This window comes from Allostreptomyces psammosilenae (assembly GCF_013407765.1).
GTDB lineage: Bacteria > Actinomycetota > Actinomycetes > Streptomycetales > Streptomycetaceae > Allostreptomyces > Allostreptomyces psammosilenae.
The window spans coordinates 593,868-609,159 of the sequence record NZ_JACBZD010000001.1; the positions used below are offsets into that span (position 1 = coordinate 593,868).

Below are 15,292 nucleotides of genomic sequence, written 5' to 3' on the forward strand. Positions count from 1 at the left end.
CCGTATGCTCGACCGGCCGACGACCGGCACCGCACGCCCCGGTAGTAGCGACCCTGGTCTCGACCGGTTGAGGGCTGTTCTCGACGGCTGGCGCAAGTCCCTGCTCGACCTGGGCGGCCAGAACCGGCTGCTGAACTTCCGGCACGCCAGGAACAGCACCCTGGAGCTGACATTCCCAGACGCCGCCACCGTGCTGTCCGGTTTGGCGGCGGGCTGGGAGTTCGCCAGGGTCAAGGCGGAGCCGGAAGACGATGAGGGCACGCCCGGGCCCTCTGCCGGGCGTGCCCTGGACCGCTCGCCCGGACTGCTGACCCAGAAGACCACCCAGGCATCCTTGGAAGCCGCTCTCCACCAGCTGCGCAGCAAGTCCGGCCAGGTGTTCAACGACTACGGCCTGTGGGTGCTGTGGCTGGGCGTCGGCATGCTGCGATGGCGGGAGAACGGCGCCGAGGAGAGCAGTCTGGCACCTGTGCTGCTCGTTCCGGTCGAGCTACGCCGGGATCGCCGCGGCAGCCTCCGCCTGCACCCGGCCGAGGAACAGGAGCGCATCCACAATCCGGCGCTCGCGGTGAAGCTGGAGCGGCTGGGCGTGGACTGGGGGCCGGTGGCCGCCACCGATGTCTGGGACGTGCCTGCCGTCATCGCCGCCGCCCGAGAGGTCGCCGCCACCCAGCAACGGTGGGCAGTCGAGGAGCGGGTGGTCCTCGGGCTGTTCGCCTCCCACAAGGAGGCCATGTACCGGGACCTGCAGCAGAACGAGCAGCAGATCCTGGACCACCCGCTCGTACGTGCCGTGGCGCTGGGCCCCGACTCCGGCCTCCCGCACGATCTGCTCGGCTTCGAGCCGCCGGAGCTGGACCGCATCGACGAGAGCCAGCTGCCCGAGCAGACGCCGCTTGTCCTGGACGCGGACGCATCCCAGCGGCAGTGCATCGCCGCTGCGCTCGAGGGGCGTTCGTTCGTGATGAGCGGACCGCCCGGCACCGGCAAGAGCCAGACCATCACCAACATGATTGCCTCGCTGATGCACGCTGGTCGCAGCGTGCTGTTCGTCAGTGAGAAGGCGGCAGCCCTCGACGTGGTGTGCAACCGTCTGCGCGGGGTCGGCCTCGGCGACTTCGTCCTGACCCTGCACAGTGGCGGCACCTCGAAGAAGTCCGTTGCCATGGAGCTCGCGCGGGTGCTGACCACGGAGGTCAGGGTCACCGGAGCAGCCGCACACGAACTGGAGCGGGCGCGCCGGCTGCGTACGGAGCTGTCCGCCTACGCCGCCGCGATGAACGAGATCCGGCAACCGCTGCAACGGACCCTGCATGACGTTCTGGGACGACTGGTACTCCTGGAACTCGACGGCACGCCACAGGTATCGCTGGGGCAGAGTGGCGCGCAGACGGTGCGTACTCTCGATGCGGGAGCCCTCCACGACCTCATGGCGGCCGCGGAAGCCGTCAGCCGTGCCTGGCGCCCGGCCGCTGAGGGGGAGAGGTTTCCGTGGCGTGGGCTGGTGGGTGCCTCCGCGCTCGCTGTCGCGGAGCAGGCCGATGACGCGCTGGGGGCCGTACGTGCCGCGGCCGCGCGCCACCCGTTCGCGGCGGTGGTGGACCCGCCACGTACCCTTCACGATGTACACCAGGCCATCAGCGCCCTGCGCGGGGGACTGCCCGGGCACGGCGGTGCCGCAGAGGGTGGCGGCCTCCCGGAGGACGTCACCGGGTCACTCGCCCAGCTCGCCGATCTCTTCGGCATGCCGAAGCCGGATACGCCCCAGGCCGCGTTCGCACTGTTGGAGCTGGCCGACCTGACCTCGGCCGCCCACCGCCCGCCGGCCCACTGGTTCACCGCCGGCACCTTGGCCCGGGTGCACGAGGCGGCGCAGGAGTTGCGTCATGCGCTCGCCGCCGAGGCCGAGGCCCGGGCCGCCGTGGACAACGTCTTCGGTGAGCAGGTCCTCACTGCGGCCGACCTGCCCGACGTGGCACGGCGTTTCGCGGAGCAGCACCGAGGTCTGATGACCCGAATGTTCTCCTCCCAGTTCAAGGCCGACCGCCAGGCCGTCACCGCCCTCACCCGGACCGGTATGTGGGACAGGTCGCTGCCCGCCCTGCTGCCGCAGGCTCTGGCCTGGCAACAGGCCGCCGCCGAGGTCAGGCGCCTTGCCGACCAGCACGGCGTGCTGCTGGCCCGCTACACCCCCCGGACCCCGGCGGACCTCCCGGCTCTCGACCAGGCCCTGACCACCGCGGCCCGTATAGCCGAACTGACCATGACGGCCGAGCGGGCAGAGGCGCCCGCGACCCGTCTGGCTGACGGGTCGCCGCAGGACGAACTGCCGCACCTGCTCGCCGAGAGCGTGCGGAAGTCACTTGGCTCGTGGTGTGATGAGACGGAGGCGAGGGCCGCCCGCTGGTCCCGGTCCGTCACCGCACTGCTCGACCTGTTCGACGCCTCTCGCCGGGCCCAGCTCTCTCCCCTGCTGATGGGCTCGCTCGACCAGGCCCACGAGGTGGTGCACGGGCTGCTCGACGACCCGCAGGGCCCGCAGGAGTGGCAGGCGTATCGCGACGGCATGGCCGTGCTGGCCCGCCACGGCGCCGACGACCTGGTGCCCCGCTCGGTCGAGCGCGGCGTCTCGGCCGGGCAGCTTCCCTCGGTGGTCGAGCAGGCGGTGCTCAAGTCCTGGGCGGAGGCCCTCCTGTCCACCGACGACAGGCTGCGCACCAACCGCTCCGCCGACCTGGACGCACGGATCGCGGACTTCCGGGAAGCCGACCGCCGTCTGGTCGCAGCGGCGCGCGGAGCCGTCATCGAGGCGTGTAACAAGCGCCGGCCCCGCCGATCGGACGTGGGGGACGGCCGAGTGATCACCCGCGAGGCCGAGAAGAAGACGCGCCATATGCCGGTCCGTGAACTCCTCGGCCGCACCCGGGACGTGGTGCAGCGGGTGAAGCCCTGCTTCATGATGAGCCCGCTCACCGTCAGCCAGTTCCTGCCCGCCGACTACCGCTTCGACGTGGTGATCTTCGACGAGGCCTCTCAGGTCCGCCCAAGCGATGCGATCAACTGCATCTACCGCGGGCACTCCCTCATTGTTGCCGGGGACGCCAAACAGCTGCCGCCCACATCGTTCTTCGACTCCTCTGTCCAGGACGACTCCGACGAGTACGACGAGGATGTCCCCGACTCCTTCGAGTCCCTCCTGGACGCCTGCAAGGCGGGTGCCATGCAGGAGCTTCCGCTGCGCTGGCACTACCGCAGTCGCCACGAGGACCTGATCACCTTCAGCAACCGTTCGTTCTACGAGAACTCCATGGTGACCTTCCCCGGTGCCCTGGAGCGGGGGAACGACGTAGGCGTCGCGTTCTACCGGGTGGACGGCGTCTACGATCGGGGCGGGCGTCGCGACAACCGGACGGAGGCGCAGTTCGTCGCCGAGCGGGTCATCCATCATTTCGACACACGTCCGGGCGGCAGCCTCGGGGTCGTGGCGCTCTCCCAGGCCCAGGCCTCGGCGATCGAGCAAGCGGTTCAGCAGGCCCGGGTTCTCCGTCCCGACCTGAACGACCGCTTCACCGAGGACCGGCTCGACGGCTTCTTCGTCAAGAACCTGGAGTCCGTGCAGGGCGACGAACGAGACGTCATGATCATGTCGGTCGGCTATGGGCCCGACGAGCACGGCAGGCTCGGTCTGAACTTCGGCCCCATCAACAAGGATGGCGGCTGGCGGCGCCTGAACGTGGCCGTCACCCGCGCCCGCTACCGCATGGAGGTCGTCGCGTCCTTCCGCGGAAACGCGCTCGCCGACAGCCCCAACGAGAGCGTGCAGCACCTCAAGCGGTACCTGCAGTACGCGGAGAACGGTCCTGCCGTCCTCGCGCTGGACCTGATGCAGGGCGATGCCGAGCCGGACAGCCCTTTCGAGGAGTCCGTCCTGCGCGTACTGCGTGACTGGGGCTACCAGGTGCAGCCGCAGGTCGGCGTCGCCGGCTACCGCATCGACATCGGCCTGCGCCATCCCCGGTTCCCCGGCTCGTACGCGCTCGGCATCGAGTGTGACGGGGCCATGTACCACTCATCCAAGGCGGCCCGTGACCGGGATCGGCTGCGGGAAGAGGTACTCACGGGTCTGGGATGGCGGCTCCACCGCATCTGGGGGACGGACTGGTACCGAGGTCGGGACGCCGCCGAGCAGCGGCTGCGCCAGGCGGTGGAGCTGGCCGTCACCGAGGGCCCGGTAGCGGCGGGTGAGATGGTGGCGGACACCATCGGGGCGGGGAGCGCTCAGGACTCCGGGCCCGCCGCGGCGCGGGCCGCTGATGTCGAGCCGGAGGTGGAGCCGGGTGAAGTCCCAGGACAGGGGTTCGCCGCCGCCGTGCCGCACCGCCCGGTCCCGGTGGAGCACGAGCGCGTTCCGGTCACAGCGCCAGAACGACCGTGGAGCCGCTCATACGAGACGTATGACGGTGCCGTCAATTCTCCGTACGAACTGCACACGCCTCAGGCCAGACCCGCCCTGGAACGCTTCTTGCTCCTGGTGGTAATGGCCGAGGGTCCCGTACACGAGGACCTGATCGTCCAGCGCGCCCGGGACGCCTGGGGAGTCGTCCGGGCGGGCACGCGAATCCGCGACAACATCGGCACCGTCCTGGCCGGGCTGTGTCGGGCGCGTGCGATCGCCGTCGACGACGGGTTCTTCGAGATGGTCGGCGGGGAGGAACTGAAGGCCCGCTCTCCGGAGCACGGCACGCCGCGCAAGTTCGCCCATATCGCTCCGGCTGAGCGCCGCCTTGCCCTGTACGAATTGGCAGCCGAGTGCCCTGGCATGTCGCAGGAGGAACTGGTCCGCCAGGCGTGCGAGTTCTTCGGTTGGCGGCGCGTGACCAAGGACGTCCGCGCCGGCCTGCAGACCGACATCGACGCGTTGTGCCGGCAGGGGAAGCTCACCTCCTCCTCCAACCGCATCACCGCGGTGCGCTGAGGAGTCCCGTAATGCCGCCGTCATCACATCGTCCACAACGAGGTCACCGACAGCAGCCCAGGTCGGCCGGTACGCCCTTCATCAACGGAGCCAGCTGCTCTGGCCTCCCAGGTCCTCGACCTCGCCACCGAACTCGAGGCCGCTCTCGCGGGAGACCTGTGTCCACGTGGTTGCGCTGGTCCACGGTGCGACCGACGCGTCAGTGCTGCCAGGTTCCCCGCTGTGGCGAGGGGTGTGGGCGCTGGGCTCAGCGCCCTCCTCGGCGACGGCGAAAAGCAGAGGTGGTGGAAAAAGCAAAGGCAAGGAGTCACCTGCTCCTTGCCATTCTCAACGTATAGCGCACCGGGGGGCTTGTGGCAAGGCCCCGGTGGTGCTGCAGAATCTCGGCTCGCGGCCAGAACGCGCGCCGGGACGGGGATCGCCAACGGGCGCGTGCCGGAGCGGCTGGCTGGTTCCGACCTTGGTGAATGGGGGGTTTTGTGATCGACGTGATCGTGGTCGGCGGCGGGCCGACCGGCTTGATGCTGGCCAGTGAGCTGCGGCTGCACGGGGTGCAGGTGGTCGTGCTGGAGCGGCTGACCGAGCCGACCGAGCAGTCCCGTGGGCAGGGCCTGCACGCGCGCAGCGTGGAGATGATGGACCAGCGGGGTCTGCTGGACCGGTTCCTCGCGGTCAGTGAGAAGTTCCAGGTGGGCGGTCTCTTCGGCGGCATCGCCAAGCCGTGGCCGGACCGGTTGGACACGGCGCACCCGTATGGTCTCGCCACCCCGCAGCCGGTCACCGAGCGGCTGCTGGGCGAGCGCGCGGTGGAACTCGGCACCGAGATCCGGCGTGGCCACGAGGTGGTCGGGCTGAGCCAGGACGAGTACGGGGTCACCGCGGAGCTGGCCGACGGCACCCGGCTGCGCTCGCGCTACCTCGTCGGCTGCGACGGCGGCCGGAGCACGGTGCGCAAGGCGCTCGGCGTGGGCTTTCCCGGCCAGGCCGCCACGGTCGAGACGCTGCTGGGCGAGATGCGGCTGACCGAGGAGCCGGCGACGGTCGAGGCGGTGGTCGCGGAGGTCCGCAGGACGCAGCTGCGGTTCGGCGCCACCCCCCTCGGGGACGGGGTGTACCGCGTCGTCGTGCCGGCCGAGGGGGTGTCCGAGGACCGCGCGGTCCCGCCGACCCTGGAGGAGTTCCGGCGGCAGTTGCGGGCCACCGCGGGCACCGACTTCGGCGCCCACTCGCCGCGCTGGCTCTCCCGGTTCGGGGACGCCACCCGGCAGGCCGAGAGCTACCTGGTCGGTCGGGTGCTGCTGGCCGGCGACGCGGCGCACATCCACCCGCCGACCGGTGGGCAGGGGCTCAACCTCGGGATCCAGGACGCGTTCAACCTCGGCTGGAAGCTGGCCGCCGAGGTCAACGGCTGGGCACCGAGGGGGCTGCTGGAGAGCTACCACACCGAGCGGCACCCGGTGGGCGCGCGGGTGCTGGACAGCACCCGCGCGCAGATCGCCCTGCTGCGCACCGATCCGGGGGCGGCCGCGCTGCGGGCGCTGTTCACGACGCTGATGGACTTCGAGGAGGTCAACCGGTACGTGACCGAGATGATCACCGCGGTCGGGGTCCGCTACGACTTCGGCGAGGGGCACGAACTGCTCGGCCGGCGGATGCGGGACGTGGGGCTGAAGCGGGGGCGGCTGTACGGGCTGATGCACGGGGGCCGCGGGTTGCTGCTCGACCAGACCGGGCGGCTCTCCGTGGAGGGCTGGGCGGACCGGGTCGACCACGTCGCCGACGTCAGTGAGGAACTGGACGCGCCCGCGGTGCTGCTGCGCCCGGACGGCCACGTGGCGTGGGTCGGTGACGACCAGCGGGACCTGCTCGACCACCTGCCCAGGTGGTTCGGCGCCCCCACCGACTGATCACCCCGGTCGCGGCGCCCGCCCGCGCCGCCGCCCGGACGCCCGCGCCGCCGCCCGGACGCCCGCGCCGCCTCCCAGACGGCCGCCGCCCGGACGGCCGCCGCCGCGTCCCGGAGGGACGAGCGGTCCGGCCGCCCGGGCGCGGGGGCCTAGGCGGAAGGCTCCGGCGCGCGCCGGCGGCCGGCGTCGGGCGGTGGGGCGGTACTGGCGCGTTCGACGAGGTGGGTGGGGACGATGGTGGTGCCCCGTTCCGGGGACTCGTTGCGCAGCTGGCGCAGCGCGCCGTCCACCAGGAGGCGGCCTATCTGGGCGAAGTCCTGGTGCACGGTGGTGAGCGGCGGGATGAAGGAGCCGGCCTCCGGGATGTCGTCGAACCCCACCACGCTCAGGTCGTGCGGGACGGAGCGGCCGCGGTCGTGCAGCCCGCGCAGCAGGCCGAGAGCCATCTGGTCGTTGGCCGCGAAGACCGCGGTGCAGTCGGGTTCGTCGGCCAGCCGCAGGCCGGCGCGGTAGCCGGACTCGGAGGTCCAGTCGCCGCGGAGCAGCTCGGGCACCGCGCGGTCGGCCTCGCGCAGCGTGCTCCGCCAGGCGTCGGCCCGGCGCTGGGCGGCGAAGGACTCCTCCGGTCCGGCGAGGTGCCACACGGTGCGGTGCCCGAGGTCGAGGAGGTGGCGGACGGCCGCGCGGGCGCCGCCGGCCTGGTCGGTGTCGACCACGCTGTAGCGCTCTCCGGCGTCGGAGTCGGCGACCACCACCTGCACGCCGGGCGGCAGGTAGACGGTGGTCGCGTCGAGCAGGTGCTTCTCCATGATCACGATGCAGGCGTCGACGGCCAGTTCGTCGAGCCGGGTGAAGGCGCCGCGGACCTCGTCCTGCGTCGGGGCGGCCACCGGCAGCAGCGTGGTGGCGTAGCCCTCCTCGGCGGCGGAGGTGGCGATGGCCTCCAGGGTGCGCATGTTGCCGGTGGTGGACAGGGTGAAGGTGATCACTCCGATGGTGCGGAACTCGCCGCGCTTGAGCGCCCGGGCCGCGCTGTTCGGCCGGTAGCCCAGTTCCCGCATCGCGGCGAGGACCTGCTGCCGGGTGGACTCCACCACCGAGGAGTGCCCGTTGGAGACGCGCGAGACGGTCTGCGGGGAGACTCCGGCCAGCCGCGCGACGTCCGCCATGGACACCCGTCGCGTGCCCCGTGGCGTTCTCGTGGTCTGTGTTTCGCGCTGCATCCGCTCCATCCCATGGGCCCCCTGGTCCGTCCCGACGATCATCGCACCCCCTATTGACCCTCCGTGCGTAGGCAGTGTAGACAACACGCAACGTCAATGTTTACGCAATCATTCACTCAACTTCGCTCTTGTCAACTGCGATCCGTGATGGTTACGTAAACATTCCCAGCTGATCGAGGTCGCACCATGAGCGAGGAAACCGCATGACGACGCTGTCACCGCCCGCGCGGCGCGCGGGTGTCAATGGCCGCCCCCGCGGGCGCCGATGGACGGGTTGGGCCTTCGTCGGGCCGTTCATGGTCGTGTTCGCGCTGGTGTTCCTGGCGCCGATCGCCTACTCGATCTACCTCAGCCTGTTCCAGGACCGGCTCATCGGCGGCACGTCGTTCGTCGGTCTGGAGAACTACCAGCAGGCGCTGGGCGACGAACGCTTCTGGTCCTCGCTGGCCCGGGCGGCGCTGTTCCTGGTGGTGCAGGTGCCGATCATGCTGTTCATCGCGCTGCTGGTGGCCCTGGCCCTGGACAGCGGCCGCCTGTACGGCAAGAGCTTCTTCCGGATCGGGATCTTCCTGCCCTACGCGGTGCCCGCCGTGGTCGCCACGCTGATGTGGGGGTTCATGTACGGCACCCGCTTCGGCCTGGTGGGCAACATCAACGACGCGTTCGGCACCTCGCTGCCCGACCCGCTCTCCCCGGACTGGATCCTGGCGGCCATCGGCAACATCGTGACCTGGGAGTTCGTCGGCTACAACATGCTGATCTTCTACTCGGCGCTGCGGGTGATCCCCCACTCGCTGTACGAGGCGGCGGAGATCGACGGCGCGGGACAGCTGCGGATCATCACCGCGATCAAGCTGCCGGCGATCCGGGGCGCACTGGTGATCGCCACCATCTTCTCGATCATCGGCTCGTTCCAGCTATTCAACGAGCCCAGCATCCTGCAGTCCCTGGCGCCGAACGCGATCGGCAGCGACTACACGCCCAACATCTTCACCTACTCGCTGTCCTTCGCCGGGCAGCAGCACAACTACGCGGCCACCGTCGCGATCATCATGGGGATCCTCACCATGGTCGTCGCCTACATCGTGCAGCTGCGCGGCATGCGAGAGGAAGCGTGACCGTCCGATGAGTACCCCGACCAGTACCCTTCAGCGGACGGGCGACGCCACCACTCGCACCACCGCCGCGCGGCTGCGCACCACCCGTCGCTCCCGCGCCGAGCAGGACGGCGGTCGCCGGGTCCGGCGCAGTCTCCCGCTCACCCTGCTCACCGGCCTGGTGCTGCTGTACACGCTGGTGCCGCTGGTGTGGCTGGTGATCAACTCCACCAAGACCCAGGGCAGCCTGCTCGACTCCTTCGGCCTGTGGTTCGCCGGCGACTTCGCGCTCTTCGACAACATCGCCGACACCTTCACCTACGACGACGGCGTCTTCGGGCGCTGGCTGCTGAACACCCTGCTGTACGTGGTGGCCGGCGCCGGCGGCGCCACCCTGCTGGCGGTCATGGGCGGCTACGCGCTGGCCAAGTTCGACTTCCCCGGCAAGCGCGCCGTCTTCGCGGTGGTGATCGGGGCCGTGGCGGTCCCCGGTACGGCGCTCGCGGTGCCCACCTTCCTGATGTTCAGCCAGATGGGACTGACCAACACCCCGTGGGCGGTGATCATCCCCTCGCTGATCTCGCCCTTCGGGCTGTACCTGATGTGGGTCTTCGCCTCCGAGGCCATCCCCACCGAGCTGCTGGAGGCGGCCCGCATCGACGGGGCGGGCGAGCTGCGCACCTTCGTCAGCGTCTGCCTGCCCCTGCTGGCCCCGGGGATCGTCACGGTCTCGCTCTTCACCATGGTCGCCACCTGGAACAACTACTTCCTGCCGCTGATCATGATCAAGGACCCCGACTGGTACCCGCTCACCCTCGGGCTCAACGCCTGGAACTCCCAGGCCGCCACGGCCGGCGGCGAGGCGATCTTCAACCTCGTCATCACCGGCTCCCTGCTCACCATCCTTCCGCTCATCGCGGCGTTCCTGCTGCTCCAGCGCTACTGGCAGTCCGGACTGGCCGCCGGCAGCGTCAAGGAGTAACCCCCTCCCGCACCGCGGACGGCCGGCGTGCCCGCCCGCGGCCCAGCGTCCCCTCCACGCTCTACGACGAAGTGGATTGATCACATGACCAGAACACACAGCTCCGCCCTGCGCGGAATCGGGCTGGCCTGCCTGATGGCGCTCACCATGACGGCCTGCGGCTCCTCCGACGACGGCGGGTCGGCGTCGGGCTCCCCGGAGGACGTCGCGGCGGCGCTGGAGGAGGGCGGCACCATCACCGTGTGGGCATGGGAGCCCACCCTGGAGCAGGTGGTGGCGGACTTCGAGGCCGAGTACCCGAACGTGGACGTCGAGCTGGTCAACGCCGGCACCAACACCACCCAGTACACCGCCCTGCAGAACGCCATCTCGGCCGGATCCGGCGTCCCCGACGTCGCCCAGATCGAGTACTACGCCCTGGGGCAGTTCACCGTCGCCGAGGCGCTCACCGACCTGTCCTCCTACGGCGCCTCCGAGCTGGACGGCACCTTCTCCGCCGGCCCGTGGAACGCCGTCCAGGCCGGCGAGGGCATCTACGGCCTGCCGATGGACTCCGGGCCGATGGCCCTGTTCTACAACCAGGACGTCTTCGACGAGCACGGCATCGAGGTCCCGACGACCTGGGACGAGTACGTCGAGGCGGCCCGCACCCTGCACGAGGCGGACCCCAACCTCTACATCGGCTCCGACACCGGCGACCCCGGTACCACCACCAGCATGATCTGGCAGGCCGGCGGCCACCCCTACACCGTCGACGGCACCAACGTAACGGTCGACTTCACCGACCCCGGCTCCACCGCCTACGCCGAGACCTGGCAGCAGCTCATCGACGAGGAGCTGCTGGCGCCGATCACCGGCTGGACCGACGAGTGGTACCAGGCCCTGGGCGACGGCACCATCGCCACCCTCATCATGGGCGCCTGGATGCCCGCCAACCTCGAATCCGGCGTCCCGGACGGCGCCGGCTCCTGGCGGGTGGCCCCGCTGCCGCAGTGGGAGGAGGGCGCCAACGCCAGCGCCGAGAACGGCGGCAGCTCCCTCGCCGTCCCCGCGGCCAGCCAGAACAAGGCACTCGCCTACGCCTTCCTGGAGTACGCCAACGCCGGCGACGGCGTGGCGACCCGCGTGGCCGCCGGCGCCTTCCCGGCCACCACGGCCGAGCTGTCCTCCGAGGAGTTCCTGAACGCCGAGTTCGAGTACTTCGGCGGCCAGCAGGCCAACCAGATCTTCGCCGACTCAGCCGCGAACGTGGTGGAGGGCTGGTCCTACCTGCCGTACCAGGTCTACGCCAACTCGATCTTCAACGACACCGTCGGCCAGGCCTACGTCTCCGACACCACCCTCACCGAGGGCCTGGCCGCCTGGCAGCAGGCCACCATCGACTACGGCACCGAGCAGGGCTTCACCGTCAACCAGTGAACCCCCGGAGGGGCCGCGGCACCGCGCGCGGCCCCTCCTCCCTCCGCCACCGGTTCCAGCCGGGCCCGCGTCCGGCACCGTGGCACGCGCACGCCGCGGCCGGCTCCGCGCGATGCCCCAGATCCCCAAGGAGAAGTCAATGTCCCGCGCCCTGCCACACCGCTGGCTGCGCCGCCCCACCGACGGCACCACCGACGGCTTCGCCTACGGCGCCGACTACAACCCGGACCAGTGGCCGCGCGAGGTCTGGGACGAGGACGTGCGCCTGATGCGCGAGGCCGGCGTGAACGTCGTCTCCCTCGCCATCTTCTCCTGGGCCCGCATCCAGCCGACCGCGGACACCTGGGACTTCGCCTGGCTGGACGAGGTGATGGACCTGCTGCACGCCGGGGGCATCGGCGTGGACCTGGCCACCGCGACCGCGTCCCCGCCCCCGTGGCTGACCACCGCCCACCCGGAGATCCTGCCGGTCACCGCCACCGGGGAGACCCTGTGGCCGGGCGCCCGCCAGCACTGGCGGCCCACCTCCCCGGTCTTCCGCGAGCACGCGCTGCGCCTGGTGACGGCGATGGCGGAACGCTACGCCGACCATCCGGCCCTGGTCGCCTGGCACGTCAACAACGAGCTGGGCTGCCACAACGTCTACGACTACTCCGACGACGCCGCCCGCGCCTTCCGCCAGTGGCTGCGGGAGCGCTACGGGAGCCTGGAGGCGCTCAACCACGCCTGGGGCACGGCGTTCTGGTCGCAGCGCTACAGCGACTGGGGGCAGATCCTGCCGCCGAGGCGGGCCGCCTCGCACCCGAACCCCACCCAGCAGCTGGACTTCAAGCGGTTCTCCTCCGACGCGCTCAAGGAGCACCTGCGGGCGGAGCGCGAGGTGCTGCGCGCGATCACCCCGGACGTGCCGGTCACCACCAACTTCATGGTGATGGGCGAGACCAAGGGGATGAACTACGCCGACTGGGCGAGCGAGGTGGACTTCGTCTCCAACGACCACTACGTCACCCCCGGGCCGCAGGCCCTGGACGAGCTGTCCTTCTCGGCGAACCTGACCGGCAACATCGCCGGTGGCCGGCCGTGGTTCCTGATGGAGCACTCCACCAGCGCCGTCAACTGGCAGCCGGTCAACCGGGCCAAGCGGCCCGGCGAGCTCGCCCGGGACTCCCTGCTGCACGTCGCCCACGGCGCGGACGCGGTCTGCTTCTTCCAGTGGCGCCAGTCCGCCGCCGGTGCGGAGAAGTACCACTCGGCGATGGTCCCGCACGCCGGGCCGGACAGCGACGTCTTCCGCTCGGTCGTCGCCCTGGGAGCCACCCTGCGCGAGCTGGCCCCGGTCGCCGGCAGCACGCGCCGCCCCGCCCGCGCCGCCATCCTGTTCGACTGGCACTCCTGGTGGGCGAGCGAACTCGACTCCCACCCCACCTCCCGGCTGCGCTACCGCCAGGAGGCGCTGGACTGGTACTCGGCCTTCCTCGCCCTCGGCGTCCGCGCCGACGTCGTCCCGGCCGGCGCCGGGCTGGACGACTACGCCCTGGTCGTCGCCCCCGTCCTGTACTCGCTGCCGCAGGCGCTGGCCAAGGAGCTGACCGCCTACGTGGAGGGGGGCGGACACCTGGTGACCACCTACTTCTCCGGCATCGTGGACGAGAACGACCACGCCTGGCTCGGCGGCTACCCCGGGCCGCTGCGCGACCTCCTCGGCATCCGCGTCGAGGAGTTCTCCCCGCTGCTGGACGAGGAGACGGTGGCCCTGGACGACGGCACCACCGGCAGCCTGTGGACCGACCAGATCACCGTGAGCGCCCCGGACGTCGAGGTGCTGGCCCGCTACGCCACCGGCCACCACGCCGGCCGGGCCGCCATCACCCGCCGCCCGGTCGCCGGCGGCTCCGCCGCCCACGTCTCCACCCGGCTCGGCGCGCAGCAGCTCACCCCGCTGCTCCGGCGCCTGCTGGACGGCGCGGGGGTCTCCAGCGAACTGCCGCCGGAGGCGCGCGGCGCCGTGGAGCTCACCGTCCGCGCCGGCCGCGACGCCGACTACTGGTTCCTGGTCAACCGCACCGAGCAGGAGGTCACGCTCGCCGGCGTCGCCGGCGAGGTGGTCATCGGCGGGCCCGCCGAGGCCGACGGCGCCCTGCGGCTGCCCCCGGTCGGGGTGACCGTGCTGCGGCGGCCGGCCGCCGGCACCGCCTGACCGGCGCCCTCCGGCCGAGCGGGCGACCGGCCCACCCGGGTGGGGCGTCCCACCCGGGTGGGGCCTCCCACCCGGGTGGGCGCCGTGCCCGGGCGCCGTGCCGTCGGCGCGGCTCGCCGGCTCTACCAGCGGTCCCAGTGCAGGACCTCCTCGCGCGGGATGCGCCGGGCGGGCCTGAAGTCGGTCCCGAGGGTGTAGGCCAGCGGGATGAACGCGGCGAGCATCACCTCCTCGTGGGGGACACCGAGCGTCTCGGCCAGTTCGCGTTCCAGGGGGCCCTGCGCGGTGGTCCACGTCGTGCCGAGACCGCGGGCGCGGGCGGCGAGCATGAAGCTCCACACCGCGGGGAGGATCGATCCCCACGTTCCCGCCTGCACGGCGACGGGCGCGTGGTCGGTCCGGCCCTCCACGGCCGGGATCACGAAGGCGGGCACCCGGTGGATGTTGTCGGCCAGGTACCGCAGGCCGTCGAAGACCCGGTCGGTCGAGCCGGGGTGGTGGTTCATCCGCCGCAGGTCGCGCTCGGTCAGCGGTTGCCCGGCCGCCAGCGGCAGGGCCCGCAGGAAGATGTCGGCCACGGCCCGCCGCCGCGCGGGCTCGGTGACCACCAGGAAGTGCCAGCGCTGGCGGTTGCGGCCGGTCGGCGCCTGGACCGCGAGGTCCACGCACTCCTCGATCAGCCTGCGGGGCACCGGCCGGGTGAGGTCCAGGCGCCTGCGCACCGCGCGGGTGGTGGACAGCAGTTCGTCGGGGGTGAGGTCCAGCGTCACGGGAGGGTCCTCCGGGGCGGGGTGGGCGGGCGGCCGTCGGGGCTTCTCGTCCGCACAGTCCATCTGTATGCAAACGATCTGTGGACAGATGATCGGACCGTATGTCTGCCAATCATCTGCTGTCAAACAGTTGTCTGCGAGATGGATTTGCTAGGCTGGCCACACCGCGACGCGAAGGGGCCCCATGCCGACGACGACCGACGAACGCGGCAGGCCGAACTACTTCCCCCGGCTGGCCGCCGAACGGCTGGACATCGCGCTGTGCCGGGCCTCGGCCCTGGTGGCGCGCGCCGCCGACGCGAACGCCGGCGCCCAGGGCCTCGGTGTCGGCCAGCACCTGGTGCTGAAGATGCTCGCCGCCGTCGGGCCCTGCTCCCAGCAGGCGCTCAGCGAGGAGCTGCGCATCGACCGCAGCGTCATGGTCGGCGTCTGCGACGACCTGGAACGGCGCGGGCTGGTCCGCCGCGAACGCAACCCCCGCGACCGGCGCTCCTACGCCGTCACCATCACCGACGCCGGCCGCGGCCGGCTCGCCGACGCCGAGCGGACCGTCCCGGACCTCCTCGACGGGGCGTTCGGCGCCCTCAGCCGCTCCGAACGCGACCTGCTCGGCGCGCTGCTCGGCAAGCTGCTGGACATCGACGACCCGCGGGCGGACTAGACGGGACCCCGGCCCGGCGCCCCTCGGCCCGGAGCACGCCCGGCCCCGGCCCACCGGTTGC

9 protein-coding genes are annotated in these 15,292 nt (G+C 71.4%); 7 read left to right on the forward strand and 2 right to left on the reverse strand.

All coding sequences use genetic code 11. The features are described from left to right. Positions 1-4: 4 nt before the first annotated feature. Positions 5-4,975 (forward strand): DUF3320 domain-containing protein, encoded by a 4,971-nt coding sequence (locus tag FHU37_RS02265; protein ID WP_179812541.1) that lies wholly within the window; start codon positions 5-7, stop codon positions 4,973-4,975. A 479-nt stretch (positions 4,976-5,454) separates the two neighbouring features. Continuing rightward, positions 5,455-6,882 carry a rifampin monooxygenase gene (gene rox, locus FHU37_RS02270; RefSeq protein ID WP_179812542.1) on the forward strand — a complete coding sequence of 476 codons (1,428 nt, stop codon included), beginning with the start codon at positions 5,455-5,457 and terminating at the stop codon, positions 6,880-6,882. Positions 6,883-7,031: 149 nt separating this feature from the next. Here the strand turns inward: rox and FHU37_RS02275 are convergent, their stop codons facing one another. After that, positions 7,032-8,051, reverse strand: a complete 1,020-nt coding sequence (locus tag FHU37_RS02275; protein ID WP_179812543.1) for a LacI family DNA-binding transcriptional regulator — start codon at positions 8,049-8,051, stop codon at positions 7,032-7,034. Positions 8,052-8,308: 257 nt separating this feature from the next. On the opposite strand from FHU37_RS02275, the gene FHU37_RS02280 reads away from it, so the two are divergent. The 4 genes from FHU37_RS02280 to FHU37_RS02295 all read left to right on the forward strand — a co-directional run bounded on the left by FHU37_RS02280 (position 8,309) and on the right by FHU37_RS02295 (position 13,800). Further along, positions 8,309-9,223 (forward strand): carbohydrate ABC transporter permease, encoded by a 915-nt coding sequence (locus FHU37_RS02280; RefSeq protein WP_179812544.1) that lies wholly within the window; start codon positions 8,309-8,311, stop codon positions 9,221-9,223. A 7-nt stretch (positions 9,224-9,230) separates the two neighbouring features. Then, entirely contained in the window at positions 9,231-10,184 is a 954-nt protein-coding gene (locus FHU37_RS02285; protein ID WP_179812545.1) for a carbohydrate ABC transporter permease, read from the forward strand. An 84-nt stretch (positions 10,185-10,268) separates the two neighbouring features. Continuing rightward, positions 10,269-11,603 (forward strand): ABC transporter substrate-binding protein, encoded by a 1,335-nt coding sequence (locus FHU37_RS02290; protein ID WP_179812546.1) that lies wholly within the window; start codon positions 10,269-10,271, stop codon positions 11,601-11,603. Positions 11,604-11,742: 139 nt separating this feature from the next. Then, entirely contained in the window at positions 11,743-13,800 is a 2,058-nt protein-coding gene (locus FHU37_RS02295) for a beta-galactosidase (RefSeq protein ID WP_179812547.1), read from the forward strand. Between the two features lie 122 nt (positions 13,801-13,922). On the opposite strand, the gene FHU37_RS02300 is transcribed toward FHU37_RS02295, so the two are convergent. Beyond that, positions 13,923-14,570 carry a nitroreductase family protein gene (locus FHU37_RS02300; RefSeq protein WP_179812548.1) on the reverse strand — a complete coding sequence of 216 codons (648 nt, stop codon included), beginning with the start codon at positions 14,568-14,570 and terminating at the stop codon, positions 13,923-13,925. Positions 14,571-14,754: 184 nt separating this feature from the next. Here FHU37_RS02300 and FHU37_RS02305 point away from each other — a divergent pair, with 184 nt between their 5' ends. Next, positions 14,755-15,231 (forward strand): MarR family winged helix-turn-helix transcriptional regulator, encoded by a 477-nt coding sequence (locus tag FHU37_RS02305; protein ID WP_179812549.1) that lies wholly within the window; start codon positions 14,755-14,757, stop codon positions 15,229-15,231. Positions 15,232-15,292 lie beyond the last annotated feature (61 nt).